At 61.3% G+C, this 21215-nt stretch carries 17 protein-coding genes; 11 read left to right on the top strand and 6 right to left on the bottom strand.

Annotated elements, in window-relative coordinates:
- The first annotated feature begins 58 nt into the window (after positions 1-58).
- Genes hutI through hutU form a run of 4 tightly spaced genes read left to right on the top strand, consistent with a single transcriptional unit; the run spans position 59 to position 5248 of the window.
- Positions 59-1261: an imidazolonepropionase gene (gene hutI / locus ACOOFN_RS13095; protein WP_420432199.1), complete on the top strand. Its 1203-nt coding sequence runs from the start codon at positions 59-61 to the stop codon at positions 1259-1261.
- The gene (hutH, locus tag ACOOFN_RS13100; RefSeq protein WP_420432201.1) at positions 1258-2778 is read left to right on the top strand and encodes a histidine ammonia-lyase; all 1521 of its coding nucleotides are present in this window, start codon (positions 1258-1260) and stop codon (positions 2776-2778) included. Before hutI ends, hutH begins: the two co-directional genes overlap by 4 nt.
- Positions 2775-3581: an N-formylglutamate deformylase gene (gene hutG / locus ACOOFN_RS13105; RefSeq protein WP_420432203.1), complete on the top strand. Its 807-nt coding sequence runs from the start codon at positions 2775-2777 to the stop codon at positions 3579-3581. Before hutH ends, hutG begins: the two co-directional genes overlap by 4 nt.
- Positions 3581-5248, top strand: a complete 1668-nt coding sequence (gene hutU / locus ACOOFN_RS13110) for a urocanate hydratase (protein WP_420432205.1) — start codon at positions 3581-3583, stop codon at positions 5246-5248. The genes hutG and hutU overlap by 1 nt, the downstream gene beginning before the upstream one ends.
- A gap of 263 nt (positions 5249-5511) precedes the next feature.
- Here the strand turns inward: hutU and ACOOFN_RS13115 are convergent, their stop codons facing one another.
- Genes ACOOFN_RS13115 through ACOOFN_RS13125 form a run of 3 tightly spaced genes read right to left on the bottom strand, consistent with a single transcriptional unit; the run spans position 5512 to position 10198 of the window.
- Positions 5512-6561 carry a 2-oxoacid:ferredoxin oxidoreductase subunit beta gene (locus ACOOFN_RS13115; RefSeq protein WP_420432207.1) on the bottom strand — a complete coding sequence of 350 codons (1050 nt, stop codon included), beginning with the start codon at positions 6559-6561 and terminating at the stop codon, positions 5512-5514.
- Positions 6558-8390, bottom strand: a complete 1833-nt coding sequence (locus tag ACOOFN_RS13120) for a 2-oxoacid:acceptor oxidoreductase subunit alpha (protein ID WP_420432209.1) — start codon at positions 8388-8390, stop codon at positions 6558-6560. Before ACOOFN_RS13120 ends, ACOOFN_RS13115 begins: the two co-directional genes overlap by 4 nt.
- Positions 8391-8392: 2 nt before the next feature.
- On the bottom strand, positions 8393-10198 hold the full coding sequence (locus ACOOFN_RS13125) for an FAD-dependent oxidoreductase (RefSeq protein WP_420435075.1): 1806 nt from the start codon (positions 10196-10198) through the stop codon (positions 8393-8395).
- Positions 10199-10396: 198 nt separating this feature from the next.
- Between ACOOFN_RS13125 and ACOOFN_RS13130 the strand changes: the two genes are divergently transcribed.
- From ACOOFN_RS13130 to ACOOFN_RS13155, 6 genes are all read left to right on the top strand, one after another.
- Complete coding sequence (locus ACOOFN_RS13130; RefSeq protein ID WP_420432211.1) at positions 10397-11599, top strand: glycine C-acetyltransferase; 1203 nt, start codon at positions 10397-10399, stop codon at positions 11597-11599.
- The gene (locus ACOOFN_RS13135; protein ID WP_420432213.1) at positions 11596-11889 is read left to right on the top strand and encodes a hypothetical protein; all 294 of its coding nucleotides are present in this window, start codon (positions 11596-11598) and stop codon (positions 11887-11889) included. The genes ACOOFN_RS13130 and ACOOFN_RS13135 overlap by 4 nt, the downstream gene beginning before the upstream one ends.
- A gap of 137 nt (positions 11890-12026) precedes the next feature.
- Positions 12027-13226, top strand: a complete 1200-nt coding sequence (locus ACOOFN_RS13140) for a hypothetical protein (RefSeq protein WP_420432215.1) — start codon at positions 12027-12029, stop codon at positions 13224-13226.
- 218 nt (positions 13227-13444) lie between these two features.
- Positions 13445-14128: a hypothetical protein gene (locus ACOOFN_RS13145; protein ID WP_420432217.1), complete on the top strand. Its 684-nt coding sequence runs from the start codon at positions 13445-13447 to the stop codon at positions 14126-14128.
- 139 nt (positions 14129-14267) lie between these two features.
- Entirely contained in the window at positions 14268-15305 is a 1038-nt protein-coding gene (gene tdh / locus ACOOFN_RS13150) for an L-threonine 3-dehydrogenase (protein ID WP_420432219.1), read from the top strand.
- Positions 15306-15352: 47 nt separating this feature from the next.
- The gene (locus tag ACOOFN_RS13155) at positions 15353-15970 is read left to right on the top strand and encodes a nitroreductase family protein (protein ID WP_420435077.1); all 618 of its coding nucleotides are present in this window, start codon (positions 15353-15355) and stop codon (positions 15968-15970) included.
- Here ACOOFN_RS13155 and ACOOFN_RS13160 read toward each other — a convergent pair.
- Together ACOOFN_RS13160 and ACOOFN_RS13165 are read right to left on the bottom strand one after the other, a co-directional pair.
- The gene (locus ACOOFN_RS13160; protein WP_420432221.1) at positions 15967-16149 is read right to left on the bottom strand and encodes a superinfection immunity protein; all 183 of its coding nucleotides are present in this window, start codon (positions 16147-16149) and stop codon (positions 15967-15969) included. The genes ACOOFN_RS13155 and ACOOFN_RS13160 overlap by 4 nt on opposite strands.
- Positions 16150-16297: 148 nt before the next feature.
- A complete protein-coding gene (locus ACOOFN_RS13165) occupies positions 16298-17950 on the bottom strand; it encodes a long-chain-fatty-acid--CoA ligase (protein WP_420432223.1) in 1653 nt (550 codons plus the stop codon).
- Between the two features lie 132 nt (positions 17951-18082).
- Here ACOOFN_RS13165 and ACOOFN_RS13170 point away from each other — a divergent pair, with 132 nt between their 5' ends.
- Entirely contained in the window at positions 18083-19063 is a 981-nt protein-coding gene (locus ACOOFN_RS13170; RefSeq protein WP_420432225.1) for a threonine ammonia-lyase, read from the top strand.
- Here the strand turns inward: ACOOFN_RS13170 and ACOOFN_RS13175 are convergent.
- Entirely contained in the window at positions 19060-21141 is a 2082-nt protein-coding gene (locus ACOOFN_RS13175) for a transglycosylase SLT domain-containing protein (protein WP_420432227.1), read from the bottom strand. The genes ACOOFN_RS13170 and ACOOFN_RS13175 overlap by 4 nt on opposite strands.
- Between the last annotated feature and the right edge of the window lie 74 nt (positions 21142-21215).

Here is a 21215-nt window from a genome sequence, read left to right on the forward strand (position 1 = left end):
ATCCTCTGACATGACAGTGGCAGTCTTAAGGATTCTGTCGGCCTTGGGGAGAGCGCACGTGCGCCTTGATTGCATCTACACCCGTGCCCGCCTTGCCACGATGGCAGGACCGGAGCCGTATGGTGCCATGGAAAATGCTGCCGTCGGCGTCCGGGGCGGCCGAATTGCCTGGATGGGGCCCGCATCGGATGCGCCCGATGCCGAGGACATCGTCGATCTCGAAGGGCGTTGGGTAACGCCGGCCCTGGTCGATTGCCATACCCATCTCGTGTTTGCCGGAGACCGGTCGCGCGAGTTCGAGCAAAGGCTTGCCGGGGCGAGCTATGAAGCCATAGCGAAAGCCGGCGGCGGGATTGCTTCTACAGTCCAGGCGGTCCGCAAGGCTGGTGCAGCCGACCTCGCGGCAGAAACGCTTTCACGACTCGATGCGCTGGTTGCAGAAGGTCTTGGAACAGTAGAAATCAAAAGCGGTTACGGGCTTAACTTTGAGTCCGAACTTAATATGTTGAAGGCGATCCGCAGCCTTGGGCTGGTCACCGGTTTGCGGGTCCAGTCGACGCTGCTCGCGGCGCATGCCATCCCGCCGGAATATGATGGCCGAGCCGATGCCTATATCGATGAAATCTGCCTGCCGCTGGTCAAGGAAGCTGCCCGTGAGGGCCTGGCCGATGCCGTGGATGCCTATTGCGAGGAGATCGCCTTCAGCCCGGAACAAACCCGGCGGGTTTTCTCCGCGGCCCAATCAGCGGGCTTGCGCGTCAAGCTGCATGCCGACCAGTTCAGCAATCTCGGGGGCGCGGCGCTGGCCGCTGAATTCGGAGCGTTAAGCGCTGACCATCTCGAATACACGGACGCGGTCGGCGTCTCGGCCCTGGCGGAAGCGGGGACCGTCGCCGTCATCCTGCCGGGCGCTTTTTACATGCTGAACGAAATGCAGAAGCCACCCATCGACGCTCTGCGGAAAGCTGGCGTTCCGATGGCATTGGCCACCGACGCCAATCCGGGTTCCTCACCGGTCCTGTCCTTGCTCACAACAGCCAATCTAGCCTGCACGCTTTTCGGATTCACGGTGGAGGAAGCCTTGGCGGGCATTACCAGGGAAGGCGCACGCGCGCTTGGCCTGCATAACGAGATCGGCACGATCGAGATCGGCAAGCGCTGCGACCTCGCTGTCTGGGATGTCGACAATCTGGCGCAGCTAGTTCAATGGATTGGCGCGCGGCCGCTGCATGGTCGCATTCTTTCCGGAGAGTGGGCATGAGCGTGAAATTGCGTCCTGGTGCCATGTCGCTGGCCGATTGGCGGGCCATCTATCGCGGCAAACCGGTCAGTCTTGATCGCAGCTGCCTGGGCCAGGTCGAGCGTGGCGCCGAGGCGGTACAAGAGCTACTGAATTCAGGGCGCGCCGTCTATGGCGTCAATACCGGGTTCGGCAAGCTGGCGCAGAGCCGGATTGCCGATACCGAGCTGGCCGAGCTGCAAAAGCGGCTGGTATTGTCGCATGCCGCCGGTGTCGGCCCCGCGATGCCAGACGAGATCGTCAGCTTGATGATGGCGTTGAAAATGGCGTCGCTCGGGCGCGGCGTTTCTGGCGTGCGCTGGCAGGTCATCGAGAGACTGGAGGCGATGCTGGCGGGCGGGCTGATCCCGCAGATCCCCGCCCAGGGTTCGGTGGGAGCCTCCGGCGACCTTGCCCCCTTGTCGCAGCTGGCCGCCGCGTTGATTGGTGTCGGTACAGTCAGGCTTGGCGATGAAACGCTGGACGCCGCAGAAGGACTGTCGCGGCTGGGGCTCGAGCCGTTGGAGCTGGGGCCCAAGGAAGGCCTCGCCCTACTAAACGGAACACAGTTTTCGACGGCTTACGCGCTTGCCGGCCTGTTCGAAGCCGAGCGCGGATTTCGGTCAGCACTGGTCACAGGTGCAATGAGCGTGGATGCGGCAATGGGGTCTTATGCGCCCTTCGATCAGCGCATCCACGAATGCCGCGGGCACCAGGGACAGATTGATGCTGCCGCCGCTTATCGCACGCTGCTCGAAGGCAGCGATATCAATACATCTCACAGCGATTGTTCGAAAGTGCAGGACCCATATTGCCTGCGCTGCCAGCCGCAGGTGATGGGCGCTGCGCTGGGCGTGTTGCGGCAGGCCGCCGCAACGCTGATGACCGAAGCCAATGCAGTGACTGACAACCCGCTGATTTTCCCGGAAGGGCCGGTGGCGATCTCCGGCGGGAATTTCCACGCCGAGCCTGTGGCGTTTGCGGCGGACATGATCGCCCTGGCGATCGCCGAGATCGGTTCCATGTCGGAACGGCGCCAGGCGATGCTGGTCGATCCGAATTTGTCGGGCCTTCCGGCATTCCTGTCGCCGGCGCCGGGGCTCAATTCCGGCTTCATGATTCCGCAGGTAACGGCGGCCGCCCTGGTCAGCGAGAACAAGCAGAGGGCGGCGCCGGCGAGCACGGATTCGATCCCGACCTCTGCGAACCAGGAAGACCATGTCTCGATGGCCGCGCACGGTGCACGGCGCTTGATGGACATGACCAGGAATTTGCAGGCAATCGTCGCGCTGGAATGGCTGACGGCAGCGCAGGGGCTGGATTTCCATGCCCAGCTTTCGTCGTCTGCTCCGATCGAGGCAGCGCGGAAGATCCTTCGGGCCGACATATCCAGGCTGGAAGATGATCGCTTCTTCGCACCGGATATTGCCCGCGCAACGGAGATGATTGCCGAGGGCGCGATCGAATCGATCGCCGAAATGCCCGGAGTAGGTGAATGAGCAGCGTGTTCGAGCTAGGCGAGGGGCAAAGCCCGCTGGTGATCAACATTCCGCATGCCGGCACCGAGGTTCCGGACGATATACTCAAGCGCATGACCCCGGAGGCGCGGAAGTTGCCGGACACGGACTGGTTCGTTGACCGGCTCTATGGCTTTGCTGCGGACATGAATGCGACGATCCTGAAAGCGAATTTTTCGCGTTTCGTGATCGACGTCAATCGCGATCCTGGCGGTCAGTCCCTCTATCCGGGCCAGGCAACGACGGGGCTGGTGCCCACGGAATTGTTCGACGGAGCCGCGATTTACCAGGGTGACGCCCCAGACGAGACGGAAATTGAAACCCGCCGCGCCACCTATTTCGATCCCTATCACCAGGCCTTGAGTGAGCAGATCTCCCGGGTCCGCGCGTTGCACGGCTATTGCGTTCTCTATGATGCGCATTCGATCAGTTCGCGCGTGCCACGCTTGTTTGAGGGTGAGTTGCCGGTGCTCAATCTGGGGACCAATGAAGGTCTATCCTGTGCACGGGAGATCGAGCGCGCAGTCACCGGGAAAATGCTCGACCAGGACGATTATGAAACGGTCGCCAATGGCCGGTTCAAGGGCGGCTGGATCACCCGGACCTATGGTACGCCGCGGCACAATATCCATGCGCTGCAGATGGAGCTGGCGCAGCGCGCCTACATGGACGAGGCCGCCGTCGAGTATGACGAAGCGGCTGCCAAGAAGTTGAAACCGCTGCTCAAAGACATCCTGCAAGCCGCGTTAGATGCGGCCGAACACCTGCACTGGGAGCCTGCCTGATGGCCTCGACCCGTCTCGACAATGCCCGCACGATCCGCGCCAAGACCGGTTCCGAACTGGACGCGAAATCCTGGCTGACCGAAGCGCCGTTGCGGATGCTGATGAACAATCTGGATCCGGATGTGGCGGAAAAGCCGGAAGAGCTGGTGGTCTATGGCGGGATCGGCCGGGCGGCGCGCGATTGGGAGTCGTTTGATCGGATCGTCTCCACTCTGAAACGCATGGAAGCCGACGAGACGCTGCTGGTGCAGTCCGGCAAGCCTGTAGGTGTCTTCAAGACGCATGAAGATGCGCCCCGCGTGCTGATCGCGAATTCCAACCTCGTCCCGGCCTGGGCGAACTGGGAGCATTTTCGCGAACTCGATCGCAAGGGGCTGATGATGTACGGCCAGATGACGGCCGGATCATGGATCTATATCGGCAGCCAGGGGATCGTGCAGGGGACGTATGAAACCTTTGCCGAAGTCGGCCGCCAGCATTTCGGCGGCGACCTCAACGGCAAGTGGATCCTGACCGGCGGGCTCGGCGGAATGGGCGGCGCCCAGCCGCTTGCCGCGACGATGGCGGGCGCCTCAATGCTGGCGGTAGAATGCCAGCCCTCGCGCATCGAGATGCGCCTGCGCACGCGTTATCTGGACGAAAAGGCGGAGACGCTGGACGAGGCGTTGGCAATCATCGAGCGAGCGCATGGCGAGGGTAGGGCGGTGTCGGTCGGCCTCTTGGGCAATGCGGCCGAGGTCTTCCCGGAAATTCTCAAGCGCGGCATCCGGCCCGACGCGGTGACCGACCAGACCTCGGCGCATGATCCGGTGAACGGCTATCTGCCGGCCGGCTGGTCGCTGGAAGACTGGTTTGAGAAGCGCGAGAGCGATCCCGACGCCGTGGCCAGGGCAGCGAAGCAGTCGATGGCCTTCCAGGTGCGGGCTATGCTCGGCTTCTGGGAGCAGGGCATCCCGGTCTTGGATTACGGCAATAATATCCGCCAGATGGCGCAGGATGTCGGAGTCGAGAACGCGTTCGACTTCCCCGGTTTTGTGCCGGCCTATATCCGGCCTTTGTTCTGCCGCGGCGTCGGTCCCTTCCGCTGGGCGGCGCTGTCAGGCAATCCGGAAGACATCTACAAGACCGACGCCAAGGTGAAGGAGCTGATCCCGGACGACAAGCACCTACACAACTGGCTCGACATGGCACGCAAGCGCATCGCCTTCCAGGGGCTGCCGGCACGAATCTGCTGGGTCGGCCTGGGCCAGCGCCACCGGCTGGGACTCGCCTTCAACGAGATGGTCGCATCCGGCGTACTCTCCGCACCGGTGGTGATCGGCCGGGACCATCTCGATTCCGGCTCCGTGGCCTCGCCCAATCGCGAGACCGAGGCGATGATGGACGGGTCGGACGCGGTGGCCGACTGGCCGCTGCTCAATGCGCTCTTGAACACCGCCTCGGGCGCGACTTGGGTGTCGCTGCACCATGGCGGCGGTGTCGGCATGGGCTATTCGATCCATTCCGGCCAGGTGATTTGCTGCGATGGTACGCCCGAGGCGGCGAAACGCATTGAGCGCGTCTTGTGGAACGATCCCGGCACGGGCGTGATGCGCCATGCCGATGCGGGATACGACATCGCGAAGGACTGCGCGAAAGAGCAGGGGCTGGATTTGCCGTCGGTTTGAGGTTTCCAATACTTGTCCCTCCCTTTGACAGGGAGGGTAGCCACAAACGCGGCATTTCTCACGTCATCCCAACGAAAGTTGGGACCCAGAGGGGCGGTAACGCGATAAATACATGCGCGCAATCTGCGCGGCGTTGAAGCCGCCGGCTGGTTGGCTCGGGGCTTGCCGCTTGAAACGGCGCAATTGGGTCCCTGCTTCCGCAGGGATGACGGATTTTATCGGTTGCCTCGCGCCATCAAACGGCGAGAAAGCGCCGCCATTTCCTAGGCATACCCGTCCATCAATTCCTTGAGCGTGGCCGAGCCGGGGCAGAGCTTGGCGTGATCCACCGCGTTGAGCGGTGTGTCGGGCAGGTGGTTCATGTCGCCCATGGTCGGGCGGGTCTCGTCGATATAGATCAGGCCGGTCGGGATCTCCTGGCCGTCGAGATTCTTCAACAGGTCGAACGCCGCATCGCGGTCTCGTGGATCGTGGCTGCGATCGGTTTTTCTAAGCACGACATCGCCGCCATTGTGCATCGGGATGGTGATCGCTTCGCCTTCGGCATAATCCGCCGTGATCTCGGCTTCTTCCGGCACGAAATCGGCGTGGATGACCGGGTGATAATATTTGTAGGTATGGGCATACGACTTGGTCGAGCCGGCATGGTCGTTGAAGGTTACGCAGGGTGAGACCACGTCGATCAGGGCAAAGCCCTTGTGCATCAGCCCGGCCTTGATCAGCGGGACGAGCTGTTCCTTGTCGCCGGAAAAACTGCGCGCCACGAATGTCGCGCCAAGGGTGAGGGCGACGCGCACCGGATCGATCGGGGTCTGCTCGTTGACCTCGCCGTACTTGGCCTTGGTCCCGACATCGGCGGAGGCCGAGAACTGCCCCTTGGTCAGGCCATAGACGCCATTGTTCTCGATCACATAGAGCATGTTGAGATTCCGGCGGATGGCATGCGCAAACTGTCCCATGCCGATCGAGAGCGAATCGCCGTCGCCGGAGACACCGATATAATGGAGCTCCGGATTGACCGCTGCCGCGCCGGTGGCGACGGACGGCATGCGTCCGTGCACGGTGTTGATGCCGCTGGACTGGCCGAGGAAATAGGCGGTGGTCTTGGACGAACAGCCAATGCCCGACACCTTGGCAGCGCGGTGCGGTTCGAGATCGAGCTCGTGGAAGGCGCGCACGAAGGCAGCGGTTATGGAATCATGACCGCAGCCGGCGCACAGCGTCGACGCGACGCCTTCATAGTCGCGCTGGGTCAGCCCCTGCCTGTTCTTACGCAAATGCTTGTCGACGAGGGGTTTCTTGATCGAGGTCATTTGTCCTCTCCCGCGCAATGTTCGGTGATCATGCGGGCAATGAGGCCGGTATCGGCCGGCATGCCGGAATAATCGAGGATCGGGATCAGTGTCTTCTTCTCGACCTCGGTCTCGTTGATAAGCAGCTGGCGCAGCTGGGCGTCACGGTTCTGCTCGACGACAAAGACGGTGTCGTGCGCGGCGAGGAATTGTTTCACCTCGGAGTGGAAGGGGAAGGCCTTGACGCGGAGATAGTCGAAATGCAGCCCGTCTTCGGCGAGGCTGGCAATGGCTTCGCGGACCGCGGCATCGCAGCCGCCGACGGTCAGGATGGCGCGCTTCGTCGGCTTGGCAGCGGGCTGGATGACCGGGCGGGGCAGCTGGTCCGCCGAATTCTTCCATTTCTGGAGAATTCGGTCGAGAACTTCCTGATAAGCTGCTGAATCCTCTGTATATCCACCGAACTTGTTGTGTCCGGAACCGCGCGTGAAATAGGCCCCTTTCGGATGTTCGCCGGGTATGGTGCGGTAGGGAATGCCGTCGCCGTCGACATCCAGATAGCGGTGGAATTTCTCGACTTTTTCGAGATCCGCGGCGTGCAGCACCTTGCCGCGATCGGGGCGGCGCTCATCATCCCATTCAAAGCGCGGCACCATCCACTCATTCATGCCGATATCGAGATCGGACAGGACGAAAACCGGCGTCTGGAAGCGTTCGGCAATGTCGAAAGCGTCGACCGACAATTCAAAGCATTCCTTGGGATCGGCCGGGAACAGCACGATGTGCTTGGTGTCGCCGTGGCTGGCATAGGCGGCGAGCAATATGTCGCCCTGTTGGGTGCGGGTCGGCATGCCGGTCGACGGGCCGACGCGCTGAATGTCGAAAAAGACCGAAGGGACTTCGGCATAATAGGCAAAGCCGATGAACTCGCTCATCAGCGAGATACCAGGCCCGGAGGTGGGGGTGAAGGCGCGTGCGCCATTCCAGCTCGCGCCCAGCACCATTCCGGCGGCGGACAATTCGTCCTCGGCCTGGATGATGCAGTAATTATTCTTGCCGGTTTCCGCATCGACGCGCAGCGCTTCGCAATGTTTCTTGAAACCGTCCATCAGCGAAGTCGACGGAGTGATCGGATACCAGGCGCCGAAAGTTGCGCCAGCATAGACGCAGCCGAGGGCAGCAGCGTCATTGCCCTCGATCAGGATGCAATCCTTGGTCTCGTCCATCGGCTCGACGCGCAGGGGCAGGGCCTCATAATGCTCGCGGATATAGTTGAAGCCGAGCATCAGCGCTTTCATGTTGGGCTCGATCAGCTTCGGCTTGGCCGCGAAGGTTGCTTCCACGAGGGCGCGGATCACTTCCATGTCGATGCCCGTCAGCGCAGCGATTGCGCCGACATAGGCCATGTTTTTCATCAGCACCCGGGTACGGGCATTGGCGAATTCGGCATTGGTCATGCGCGCCAGCGGCACGCCGATGACATTGATGTCCTCGCGGCCGTGCAGTTTCGGGCGCGGCCAGGTCGAGTCGTACAGCAGGGCGCCGCCGGGCGTGACCGATTTGAGGTCCTGCTCGTAACTTTCGAGATTCATCGCGACCATGAGGTCGACATCACCGCGCCGTGCGGTCCAGCCGTCCTTGGAGACGCGGATCTCGTACCAGGTGGGCAATCCCTGGATGTTGGACGGAAACAGATTCTTGCCGACGACGGGCACACCCATTCGGAAGATGGACTTCATCAACAGCCCGTTGGCCGAAGCCGAGCCGGTGCCGTTCACATTGCCGATCTTGATGACGAAGTCGTTGACCTTCACGGCCTGCGACCCCGCGGCCCGGGGGCTGGACTGCACGTTCATTCCGCGGCTCTCCGGCTGGCGGCCGCTGCAAGCTCGTCATCGGCATGCGGCAGGAAGATGGTCGATTTCTGCATGTCCCACGCGCCGGTCGGGCATCGCTCGGCGCACAATCCGCAATGCAGGCAAAGGTCCTCGTCCTTGACCATGACCCGGTCGGTCAGCGGCAGGTCCTCGGAAACATAAAGCGCCTGGTCGGTATTCGCCGCCGGTGCGGCGAGGCGCGTGCGCAGATCGGCCTCCTCGCCATTGGGCGTGATGGTGAGGCAATTGACCGGGCAGATGTCGATACAGGCATCGCATTCGGTACAGGCCGGCGCCGAGAACACGGTCTGGATATCGCAATTCAGACAGCGTTCGACCTCAGTCTTGATCTGCTCGGGCGTGAAGCCGAGCTCGACCTCGATGTCGAGTTCCTTGAAACGCTCGGCGAGATCGACTTCCGGCATTTCGCGGCGGTGTTCCGGATCGTAATCATTTGAATAGGACCATTCATTGGGTCCCATCTTGACGGTTTCCAGATTGAGCCCGCGCGGCAGGCGGTCGGTGACGTCCTCGCCCTGGCAGTGCTTGTGGATCGAGATCGCGGCCTGGTGGCCGTGCTCGACTGCCCAGATGATGTTCAACGGGCCGAATGCGGCATCGCCGCCGAAGAAGACGCCCGGCCGCGTCGATTCGAAGGTCGTCTTGTCGACCACCGGGGCATCCCACTTGTCGAATTCAAGCCCGATATCGCGCTCGATCCAGGGGAAGGCATTGTCCTGGCCGATGGCGAGGATGACGTCGTCGCAGGGTAGGGTGGTCTCGCCGGTCACGCGGGTATCGGTGATGCAGCCGGTCTCGTCGACATCGTATTCCATCAGCTCGAATGTCATGCCGACAAGCTTGCCGTTCTCGGTGACGAAATTCTTGGGCGAGTGATTGACGACGATCTCGACGTTCTCGTGCTCGGCATCCTTCAGCTCCCATGGGGAAGCCTTGAAGAATTCACGCGGCTTGCGGGCCATCACCTTCACATCGTCAGCGCCCAGGCGCAGCGAGGTACGGCAGCAATCCATGGCGGTATTTCCGACGCCGATAATGAGGACCTTTTTCCCGATCTCCTCGATATGATCGAATGCGACTGATTCCAGCCATTCAATGCCAATGTGAATATTGTCGGCGGCCTCTTCGCGGCCGGGGATATTCAGGTCCTTGCCCTTGGGAGCGCCGGAGCCGACGAAGACGGCGTCATAACCTTCTTCGAGCAGTGACTTCATCGATTCGATGCGATGGCCGGTCTTCAGCATGACACCCATGTCGAGGATGTAGCCGATCTCGTCATCCAGCACCTTTTCCGGCAGGCGGAAGGAGGGGATGTTCGAAATCATCAGGCCGCCGGGCTTTTCCAGCGCTTCGAAGATCGTGCAGTCATAGCCCAGCGGGGCCAGGTCATTGGCGACGGTCAGCGAGGCCGGTCCCGCGCCGATCAAGGCGATCTTCTTGCCGTTGGGCGTGCCGCCCTTGGGGACAAGATGGGCGACTTCGTCCCGGTGATCGGCGGCGACGCGTTTCAGGCGGCAGATCGCCACCGGCTCGTCTTCCACCCGTGTGCGGCGGCAGGCCGGTTCGCACGGGCGGTCGCAGACGCGGCCGAGAATGCCCGGAAACACGTTGGAGCGCCGGTTCATCATGTAGGCGTCGGTATAGCGGCCCTGCGCGATCAGCCGGATATAATCCGGCACCGGCGTGTGGGCCGGACAGGCAAACTGGCAATCGACAACTTTGTGGAAATATTCCGGATCGCTTGTATCCGTCGGCTTCATGGCCATTGACACATTCAGGGTCGGGTGTCCGCCCCTGATCCCTCCCGGCAAATCACTGGTTTTCAGCTAAACCCGGAATAGGGGGCAATGCCAAGAAAAACCGGCAGATTCCCGCAGTTGCTGTGCGGAATTTGCAGCGCGATTGAACCGCGGCGGTGCAGGGGCTATGTCTCGCCTCTCACCGAGTGGAGCCCGAACATGTCCGACGCCTTTTACGCGCATCTTGCGAACACGCTGAAGGAAATCGAAGCCGACGGGCTCTACAAGCGCGAACGGGTCATCGCTTCTCAGCAATTCTCCGAGATCGATGTGAAGCGGAATGGCAGCACCGATCATGTCATCAATTTCTGCGCCAACAATTATCTCGGCCTCGCCAACCGGCCGGAACTGATCGACGCGGCCAAGACCGCTTTGGATGAGTATGGCTACGGCGTTGCCTCGGTGCGCTTCATCTGCGGCACCCAGACGGTGCATCGCGAGCTGGAAAGGGCCATTGCGGCCTTCACTGGACAGGAGGACGCTATCCTCTATGCCGCAGCCTTCGACGCCAATGGCGGTGTGTTCGAGCCGCTGCTGGATGAGAATGACGCGATCATTTCCGACGCGTTGAACCACGCCTCGATCATTGACGGGGTCAGGCTCTGCAAGGCGAAGCGATTCCGCTACGCCAATTCCGACATGGACGATCTGGAAACCCAGCTGAAGGCGGCCGATGCGGCCGGCGCTCGCCACAAGCTGATCGTTACCGACGGCGTGTTCTCGATGGACGGCTATATCGCCAATCTCAAATCGATCTGTGATCTGGCCGACCGGTATGGCGCTCTGGTCATGGTCGATGATTGCCATGCGCACGGCTTCATGGGCGCGAAAGGGCGGGGCACGCCCGAGCATTGCGGCGTGATGGGCCGTGTCGACATCATCACCGGCACGCTGGGCAAGGCTCTGGGCGGGGCGATGGGCGGTTTCACGGCGGCCAAGAAGGAAGTCGTCGACCTGTTGCGCCAGCGCTCGCGGCCCTATCTGTTCTCGAACTCTCTGGCCCCGTCGATTGCCGGCGCCTCGCTGACGGCGCTGGACATGGTGGAAAAGGGCAATGATCTGCGCGCCCGCCTGTTCGACAATGCGAAGCGCTTCCGCAAGGGGATGAGCGAGGCCGGTTTCGACCTCCTGCCGGGCGAGCATCCGATCATCCCTGTGATGTTGGGCGATGCCGCGCTGAGCCAGAAAATGGCCGACCGGCTGATGCAGGAGGGCGTCTATGTGATCGGCTTCTTCTATCCGGTCGTGCCCAAGGGCAAGGCGCGGATCCGTACCCAGATGAGCGCCGCCCACACGCCGGAACAGATTGACCGCGCGGTGGCGGCTTTTACGAAGGTCGGGAAAGAACTGGGGGTGGTATGAACGAAACTGTGAAGCCACGTTCGATTTCTTTTTGGGACGAGAAATTTGGCGGCGAATTATTTCGAGCCGATTACTCGGGTTTTCTACCGTCGATTGGTGATGAAATCGCGCTTTCTCCTAGTCAGCGAGCGCGGCTGAAACAAACTTGGGAAAATTCATCTGGCTTTGAAATGTTTCCCGATAGGAAACCAAAGGAATGGCCTTTCGAGTATTGGCGTGTGATTTCACGCACGCTCGATCTTGAAACGTTGGAACTGGCCTTAGCGGTGGAGCCGGTGCCGGTAGACTGATCAGACTAGATAGCACGTGACGCCTCCGCCATAATCCGGTACCAATTCGCCAGCACATTCGCCGGGGAAGCGAATTTGCATCCATAGTCCTGCTGGGGGGCATCAAAACGGCAAGGGCAATTGCCGAGGAGGTTTTGATGTCTGACGCACCAAGTGCAAGTGCGGCTGCCGCGCCGCGGTCCAACAATGCTCGTCCATCAGACGAGATGTTGCCATTCCTGAACAATTTCCACGATATCTTCACGACGATCGGGGTCGTTATCCTGCTCGGCGGGATGGGCGTCGCAATTGGCCAGACCATGGCCGGCCTCGATGTCGAGGAAGGCAGTTTGCGCTGGCAAATGGCGCTGATGGGACTGATCGGCGGCTTCGCCGTCGTGACATGGCTGCTATCCGCCCTGCTAGTCGGTCACCAGCGCCGGATCCTGCCCGGCATTGTCCTTTGCGGTGCGTTCAGTACGGCGGTGACTATCATCCTCGTCTGGGCCTATGCACAGTTCCTGGTGCAGGGTGTCGGTGTTGGCGAAGACTATTTTGAGAGCCGGTTTGCCAATGCGCCGGAGGACATGGAGTTTGGCCGCGAGGCGGTGGCCTATGTGCTGGCGCAACTGCCCTGGTCGGTACGTCTCCTGCCGGTAGTCGCAGGGCTCGCGGCGCTCATCCCTGTGGCCATGTTCTATTTCAGCTTTCGCCTGCCGTTTGCCGGCGGGCTGATGGGCGTGACGCTGGCCGTACTGGGTGCGCTCGTTCTGTTCACAATTGACCCGTTCACCACCGGGACGTACGCGCCAGCGGTGAGCGTTGCCGTCGGAGGTATTCTGCTACTGGCGGGTATTCTCTTCGATGCGCGTGATCCGGAACGCACGACGCGCCTCTCGGGCACGGCGTTCTGGCTGCACTTCTTTGCCGCCCCGATCCTGTTGTCAGCGGTGCTCAACGTGGTGCAGGTCGGCTGGACTTTGGAGGAAGCCGATTTTGCCAATCCCGAGCAAACGAACCTGATGGCCGCGCTCGCTTCCGACAGCGCTCATGCGACCCAGCTGGCGGCTGTGGCGCTGGTCGTGATCGCGCTGTTTGCGCTTGTCTCGCTGCTGATTAACCGCCGCGCGCTGATCGTGTCGGGCTTGCTGACGGCGGGAATTTCGATCGCCGCCATAGTCAACCAGTCCGGGCTCGACGCGCCGGTCGTCCTGGCGATCACCTTGTTGATGCTCGGCGGGGTTGTCGTGTTGCTTGGCGCGGCCTGGAATCCGGTGCGCCGCGTCCTCCTCGTGCCGGTGCCATCGGGCGGACCCATCGCCCGCATCTTCCCGCCGGTGAGCACGGCGGAAGGTTAGCAAGAGCAACGAACAGCTTTTTTGAAAGCGGCACGCTTCGGCGTGCCGTTTTTTGTCCGCCCAGCCAGGCATGACCAAAAACCTGCCAGCGAAGCCGATTCGAGCAAAGAATAAGCGCGGCACGTTCGCAGGGAATCGCCCCTGTTCGGCCAAGCCATGACCTGACATAACGTTGTCTGAGCGTAATGGGGAATAGACCCCCGGGGGGGAGCGACAAGGTGACGATGGATCGATTGATGTTTGGGCTGACATTGCTCGGCGCGGCCGTGACACTGATATTTGTCGGATTGATGCAGGCGGGGGCGCCGGAAAGCCTTCCGGCCAACGTCAATGGTTATGATCGCCCGATCTTTGCTGTTTATTTCGCGCGGTCCATCGAGGACCTCGCTTTCATTACGGGACCGGGCGCGGCGGCCATCCGTGAGTGGATTCAAGGAATTCAGGCGTTGGATACCTGGTTTCCGCTTGCCTATGGCGGCATGGCCATCGCCTTCTTCGCCGGGCTGGGTTTGCGTGGCCGGAAGCTGGCGTTTCTGGGTGTCTTGCTGGCGGCCGGCGCTATTGGTGCCGACTGGGCCGAGAATGAAGTCGCCAACCGGATTCTCGCCGATCTGGATGCCGGCAGGGATCCCTCGGCAGAACTCGATGCGATGTGGCGGCATACCTGGATGAAATGGGGGCTGATCGGTGCCTATTCCGGCGTCCTGTCCTACCTCCTGGCAACCGACAGTCGGCGTCCATTGGCAATCTTTCCCGGGCTTGCCGCCATTGCATTCCTGGTGACTTACGTCACGGGGGCACATCCGGATGCCTTTCGCGTCACCAATTACCTTCTCACCGCTTTCATGCTGACCTTTCCGGTTGCCGCCATATTCTATCTTCGCGCGCCCGACCGAAATTGAGCCGTGACGGCCCGGTCCCAGGGCATGATGATGCGCTGATCCGGATGAAGCCGCGGCCGGGACGACGGCGGAAAGCGCAGTGGACGATGGCGCGTACCCAGATTATCTAGCTGCCAAGCATCAATATGCGGGAGACCCAATGAAAGCCCTCGCCAAGTCGAAAGCCGAAGAAGGCATCTGGATGATCGAGGATGCACCGGTACCGGAAATCGGGCCGGACGACGTGCTGATCAGGATTGGCAAGACCGCGATTTGCGGCACCGACATCCATATCTACAACTGGGATGAATGGGCACAGCAAAACATCCCGGTTCCGATGGTGGTCGGACACGAATTTTCCGGTGTGGTCGAAGCCGTTGGCGAAGATGTGACCCGGGTCCAGGTTGGTCAGCGGGTTTCCGGTGAAGGTCATGTTGTCGGTGCAAGTTCGCGCGCGGCGCGGGCTGGCAAGTTCCATCTCGATCCGGATACAAAGGGAATTGGGGTCAATATCCCGGGCGCTTTCGCCAAATACATGAAACTGCCCGCTTTCAACGTGGTGCGGCTGCCCGACGATGTGCCGGACGAGATCGGGGCGGTGCTCGATCCGCTCGGCAATGCGGTTCACACCGCGCTGAAATTTGATCTTGTCGGCGAGGATGTGCTGATCACCGGTGCCGGACCGATCGGCATTTTCGCCGCGGCAATTGCGCGCCATGTCGGCGCGCGCCATGTCGTCCTCACTGATATCAATGACGATCGCCTGAAATTGGCGGAAACTGTTGTGTCCAATCTCACCCCGGTAAATTCCGCGAAGCAGGACCTGAAGGATGTAATGGCCTCGCTGAAGATGACCGAAGGATTTGATGTCGGGCTGGAAATGTCCGGCGCGCCGGTCGCCTTCAACCAGATGCTGAGCAACATGATCATGGGCGGGAAGATTGCGATGCTGGGACTGCCGTCGAAACCGATCGAGGTCGATTTCGGCAAGCTGGTCCTGAAGGCGATCACGCTTAAGGGCGTTTACGGGCGTGAGATGTTCGAGACCTGGTACAAAATGCTCGCCATGCTGCAGTCCGGACTCGATGTCTCCGGCGTCATCACGCACCGGCTGCCGGCTGAGCGGTATCAGGAAGGATTCGACGCCATGCGTTCCGGTAAATCCGGCAAAGTCGTTCTGGACTGGTCAGGCCAGTGACTGATAACCGCCAACCGCTCGAATTCTCCGAGAAGCCGCTCGACGACATGACGACCGAGGCGAAGGCGTTTTACGAGGATATACGCAAGCGCCGCACCGTACGTGACTTTTCCGGCCGGGATGTGCCCCGCGAGATCATCGAGCACGCCATCCTGGCAGCCGGCACCGCGCCGTCGGGCGCCAACCACCAGCCGTGGCATTTTACCGTGATCAGCAAGGGGCCGATCCGGCAGAAGCTCCGGGAAGCCGCAGAGGCAGAGGAAAAAGCCTTCTATGAAAACAAGGCCAGCCAGGAATGGCTGGAGGCACTCGAACCGCTCGGAACTGACGATCACAAGCCCTACCTCGAGGTCGCGCCGTGGATCATTGCCGTGTTTGCGCAGCGCCGCGGCGGGGTGACGGCGGGGGAAAACAAGAAGAATTACTACGTCAATGAAAGCGTGGGCATCGCTTGCGGCATGTTATTGACGGCACTGCATCGTGCTGGACTGGTGACGCTGACGCATACGCCCAATCCGATGACTTTCATGACCGAGATCTGCGGCCGTCCCAAGGACGAAAAGCCCTATATGCTGATCGTCGCCGGGTATCCGGCCGAGGGCGCGACGGTGCCGGAGCACGCGCTGATCAAGAAGCCGCTCGGCGACATCTGCGAGTTCATCTAGGCGCTGACGCGGCGGGCCGTGGCGGTGGTCGACCAGATCAGCGCGATCAGCCAGCCGATGATCGTCCAGCCGAGCAGCAGGTTCGTGAGGAAGATCGCGAACGTATTGTGATGACTGCGCACGAGCGCGATCAGCGTCGGCAGAAACATCATCAACAGGCCGAGAATGGCGATTTCCATCGGGCGGGCTCCTTATCGAATTTCGATAAGAAGTTACGCCTTGCTCCCGCGCCGCGCAAGGGGCGGTGAGGGGGATTGTGAGGAGCGGAGTCCCGTTTCCTCCCCGCGCAATAGGGGGGAGAAGTCCAACACAAGTTGCGCCGCCTTCCTAGGCCCCCATCTCCTCGGTGCCGGGGAATTGGTAATCCTTGAACATTTCGCGCAGCTTTGTCTTGAGGATCTTGCCGGTGGCGCCGATCGGCATTTCCTCGATGAACTGGACATCGTCCGGCACCCAAAGTTTCGGCACCACTCCGGCGAGATAATCGCGGATTGATTCCACGCTCGGCTCACTGCCCGGCGCGGGCTGGACGATCAGCAGCGGGCGTTCATCCCATTTCGGATGCGGCATGCCGATGGCGGCAGCCATGGCCACATCGGGATGTCCCATCGCGGCGTTCTCGAGATCGATCGAGGACACCCATTCGCCGCCGGTCTTGATGACGTCCTTCGAGCGGTCGGTGATCGTCATGAAGCCATCGGAGTCGAGATAGGCGACATCGCCGGTTTTCATCCAGCCGTCATCGGTGAAGGCGTCCTGGCCGGCGCCGCGGAAATAGCCGGAGGCGATCCAGGGCCCGCGGACCTGGACATGGCCTGAGGACTTGCCGTCCCAGGGCAGTTCATTCCCCTCATCGTCGACAATTCGCATCTCGACGCCGAAGACCAGGCGGCCCTGTTTGAGCTTGATCTTTATCTCTTCCTCGCGGTCGATTCCCTCATGCTTGGCGAGCGGCGCATTGACTGTGCCAAGCGGGCTCATCTCTGTCATGCCCCAGCCTTGCTGCATGCGGACACCGTATTCGTCCTCGAAGGCGCGCAGCAGCGCTTCGGGGAGGGCGGCACCACCGATCAACACCTTCTCGACGCTGTCTATCCGATTACCGCTCTCGCGCAGATATTGCAGAAGGCCGAGCCAGACTGTTGGCACGCCGGCGACATAATTGACCCGTTCCTCGGTGATCATCTCGTGCAGCCCCGGCCCGTCGAGGCGAGGTCCCGGCATGACCAGCTTGGCGCCATTCATCGGTGCGGCGTAAGGGATGCCCCAGGCGTTGACGTGGAACATCGGCACGACCGGTAAAAGCACGCCCGTCGATCCGACGCCGATCACGTCGGATGCACTTGATGCCATGGCATGCAAGATGGTCGATCGGTGCGAATATAACACGCCCTTGGGATCGCCGGTCGTGCCAGATGTGTAGCAAAGTCCGGCGGCGGCATATTCATCAAACACCGGCCAGTCGTAATCGGCCTTGTGATCGGCGATCAGATCCTCGTAGGCGAGGCATTTGGTCTGGACGTCACCGGTATGGGTGGAATCCGTCATCAGAACCCAGTTCTTGACGGTCTTGCAGTGCTTGGCGATGCCGTCGATCAGCGGGGCGAATGTCTTGTCGAAGAATACCGCCTTGGACTGGGCGTGATTGAGGATCCAGATGATCTGCGCCGGGTCGAGTCGTGGATTGACGGTGTGAATCACTGCGCCGATGCCGGATACACCGTAATACAGTTCGAGGTGGCGATGGTTGTTCCAGGCGATCGTGGAGACGCGGTCAGAATCCTTGATCTTCAGTTTTTTAACCAGCGCATTCGCCAGCTGACGCGTGCGTGCATGGCAGTCGCTGTAGCCGTAACGGTGGACCGACCCATCTTCGGCAAGGCGGCTGACCACTTCGCGGTCCCCGTGGCAATTGTCGGCATGCTTCAGAATCCCCGATATCATCAGGGGGGCATCCATCATTTCGCCCTTCAACATCATTCTTCTCTCTCCCCGGTCGATTGCCCGTTTTCGGGCTTGGCCGCATTGAAGCCTTTATTGCGTCCACAGCGCAACGCCTTTGCGTGATTTTTCGAATGCGATTACAGGCAATTCCAGTAAGGGAGTGGGGAAATGAGCGGTTTGCCCGGCATAGAAGACATCCGGAGTGCGGCACAGCAGATTTCAGGGCAGGCGGTGCGTACACCCCTGCTTGAAAACGATGCGCTGAACGAGCGGGTTGGCGGGCGTATCCTGATCAAGCCGGAATGCCTGCAGCGCACCGGATCGTTCAAGTTTCGCGGCGCCTATAACCGTCTCTCTCGCATCGACGAGGCCGACCGGCATAAGGGTGTAGTCGCGTTCTCTTCCGGCAATCATGCGCAGGGCGTGGCGCTGGCGGCAAAACTGCTGGGCATGCCGGTGACAATCGTGATGCCGTCCGATGCGCCTCGCGCGAAGGCCGAAGGTGTGAAGCGTATGGGCGGGGAGATTGTATCCTACGACCGGGCGACTGGCGACAGGGAAGCAATCTCGCAGGAATTGGTAGAGAAAACGGGTGGCGTTCTGGTGCCGTCCTATGACGACCGCTTCATCATCGCCGGGCAAGGTACGATCGGGCTTGAAATGGCCGAGGACCTTGACGGGCTTGGGATGAAGCCGGACCAGCTTGTTTGCTGTACAGGGGGAGGCGGGCTGATCGCCGGCACCGGAATCGCGATCCGGCACCGGTATCCTGATTGCGCATTGTGGGCTGCGGAGCCCGAAGGTTTTGACGATTACCGCAGATCGCTGGCGGCTGGCGAGCGTGTGGAGAATGTACGGCGATCCGGCTCGATTCAGGATGCCATCATCACCCCGACTCCCGGGCGTCTGACCTTCGAAATCAATCGCCATCAGCTGACCGGCGGCGTCACGGCGAGCGATGACGACACTCTGGATGCCATCGCCTTCATCTGGAAGCATCTTAAACTTGTTGCCGAGCCGGGCGGCGCAACCGCTTTCGCAACGCTGCTCAATGGTAAGCTGGATACGCGCGACAAAACGACCATCGTCCTGATTACCGGTGGCAATGTCGATCCGGCGATCTTCCGGCAGGCCCTGGAACGGATCTAGAAATAGCTTCCGCCACGCTGCAGATCGACCTCGATCTCGAGCGGCACCGGTCCGCCATCGCCGAACCGCCAACGATAAACCTGGACGTTCTCAAGCACGCGCTGGACATAGTTCCGCGTCTCGGAGAACGGGATGGATTCGATCCAGTCGATCGGATCGACATCCGGTGAACGCGGATCGCCGTAATCTTCGATCCAGCGCCGGGCGCGGTGGCCGCCGGCATTGTAGGCAGCCATGGCCAGGATGTAGCTGCCGTCGAATTCGTCTATCACTTCCTGCAAGTGATAGCGGCCGAGGCGCATGTTGTATTCTGCGTCATAGGTGAGCGATTCATAGCGATAGGGCAGGCCAATGCGGCGCGCGGTCTGCCGGGCCGAGGCGGGCATCATCTGCATCATGCCACGTGCACCCGCGCCGGAAATTGCGCGCGGGTCGAACTCGGTTTCCTGACGGATAATCGCATGCACCAGAGCGGGTTCGGGCTCGATCCTGCCGGACGGTGGCGGCAGGTCGATGACCGGATAACTGACCTCCGGGAGGATGTTCCAGCGATAGCTGGCAGCCTTTGCAGCGCGGACACCCTGGCGCAGATAACCATATTCCTGTGCCAGCCGGGCCAGCAGCAGACTGTCGGCCGCGTCTTCGAGCTCATCGTCCAGATGGTAGATGAAGACCCGGAAAAGATAGTCTTCGCCCTGCTCGGCAAGGAGCCGCAAAGCGCGGGTCATCGCCCGCGATTCGAACGCGATCACGGCCTCATCGGTAGGCGCAGGCGAGGGCGGTAAGTCGATAACGGGCGGGTTAGTGTCGCGCAGGTGCACGATCGCCATTTGGCCGTAGAATGCGGTTTCATGTACAGCCGCAAGCCGGAAATAGCGTTCGGCGTCCGCTTCCTGCCCGAGCGCTTCGGCGGCGCGGCCCTGCCAGTAGCGGCCGCGCGAGACCGAGACCGGGTAGGAGACGCCTTCGACAAGCCGCGTGAAATGGTCAAGAGCGCGTGCCGGTTCGTCCAGATAACGCAATGATAGCCAGCCCGCGACGAATTCGGCGTCGGCAAAATCGGCTCCGTCACTCATGCCGTGGGCTGCAGCGAGCCTGTAGGCCGTTGCATAGTCGCGATCGCGGATGAGATTGAGGATCATCAATCGACGCTCGAGCCACATATCGTCCAACGCGGCGGTATCTTCATGCGAGTCCGGCAATTGCTGCAGCATTTCCAGCGCGCCCTCATCTAGATTGGCGCGACGGCGCCAACGCGCCCGCTCATAAATCAGTCCGGGATGATCTGCGAGTTCGCTGGGAACGCGTGCCACGGCAGCATTGACGCCGCCGGAGCGGCCAGCCAACGCAATTCGGGCGTCGAGCAGGGCGCGATGACCATTGTCGAGCTGACTGCGCAAATCGCGCGCCAGTGTGCGCTGATCGCGCCAGAGCAGGAAGTCGACGCGTTCCTCATGGTCGGTGAGGGTCAGAATGTCGTTGTGAGCCGCGAGGATTTCGCGCTGGCGATAGCGGCGGAAGGTATGATTGCGCCAGGCGTCGCGAAGGTAAGGCACGGCTTCAGACAGGCGTCCGACATTGCGCAATGCTTCGCCGAGCGCGACCTTGCCTTCGCCCGATATCGGTTCGCGGCCGTCGAACCAGTTGATGATGAAGTCGGACGACAAGCCCGAGGTTGAGATCTTGAATTCGGCCTCAGAGCGGATCATCGCGTGTTGTGGCCAGCCAGCTAGCTCGTCGAGCGCAAGATCGAGCTCCATGAAACTGGTGTCTTCATCCGAGGTTGCGATTCGCCAGAGCAGGATCTGCCGGGCGATCGGGTCCGAGATCCGCCGGCGCGCATCGCGGACTTCGCCCCAGTCACCGTCGTTTGCGGCTTCCAGGCCGCGCTCCAGCATCAGGAAATCCTGATCGTCCAGATACCGGGAGGGGTTGGGGCGCTCCGGCCGCAGTCTGGGGTCCGGAAATTGCGCGGCCGCCGGCGTCGACGCCAGCATGCCCGCGACCATTGAAATCAGCAGAACGAGGACTCGCATCGGACTCATCTTGTCGGCAATCGTGTCGGCATCATGGCGCATGCAGCCCAGCTGTCCAGCACCGACATGCGTGCTTGGCCCGCTCTTGGGCGTCCACTAGGCTCGCGACCGGTCAC

Source organism: Hyphobacterium sp., from assembly GCF_965217055.1.
Taxonomy (GTDB): domain Bacteria; phylum Pseudomonadota; class Alphaproteobacteria; order Caulobacterales; family Maricaulaceae; genus Hyphobacterium.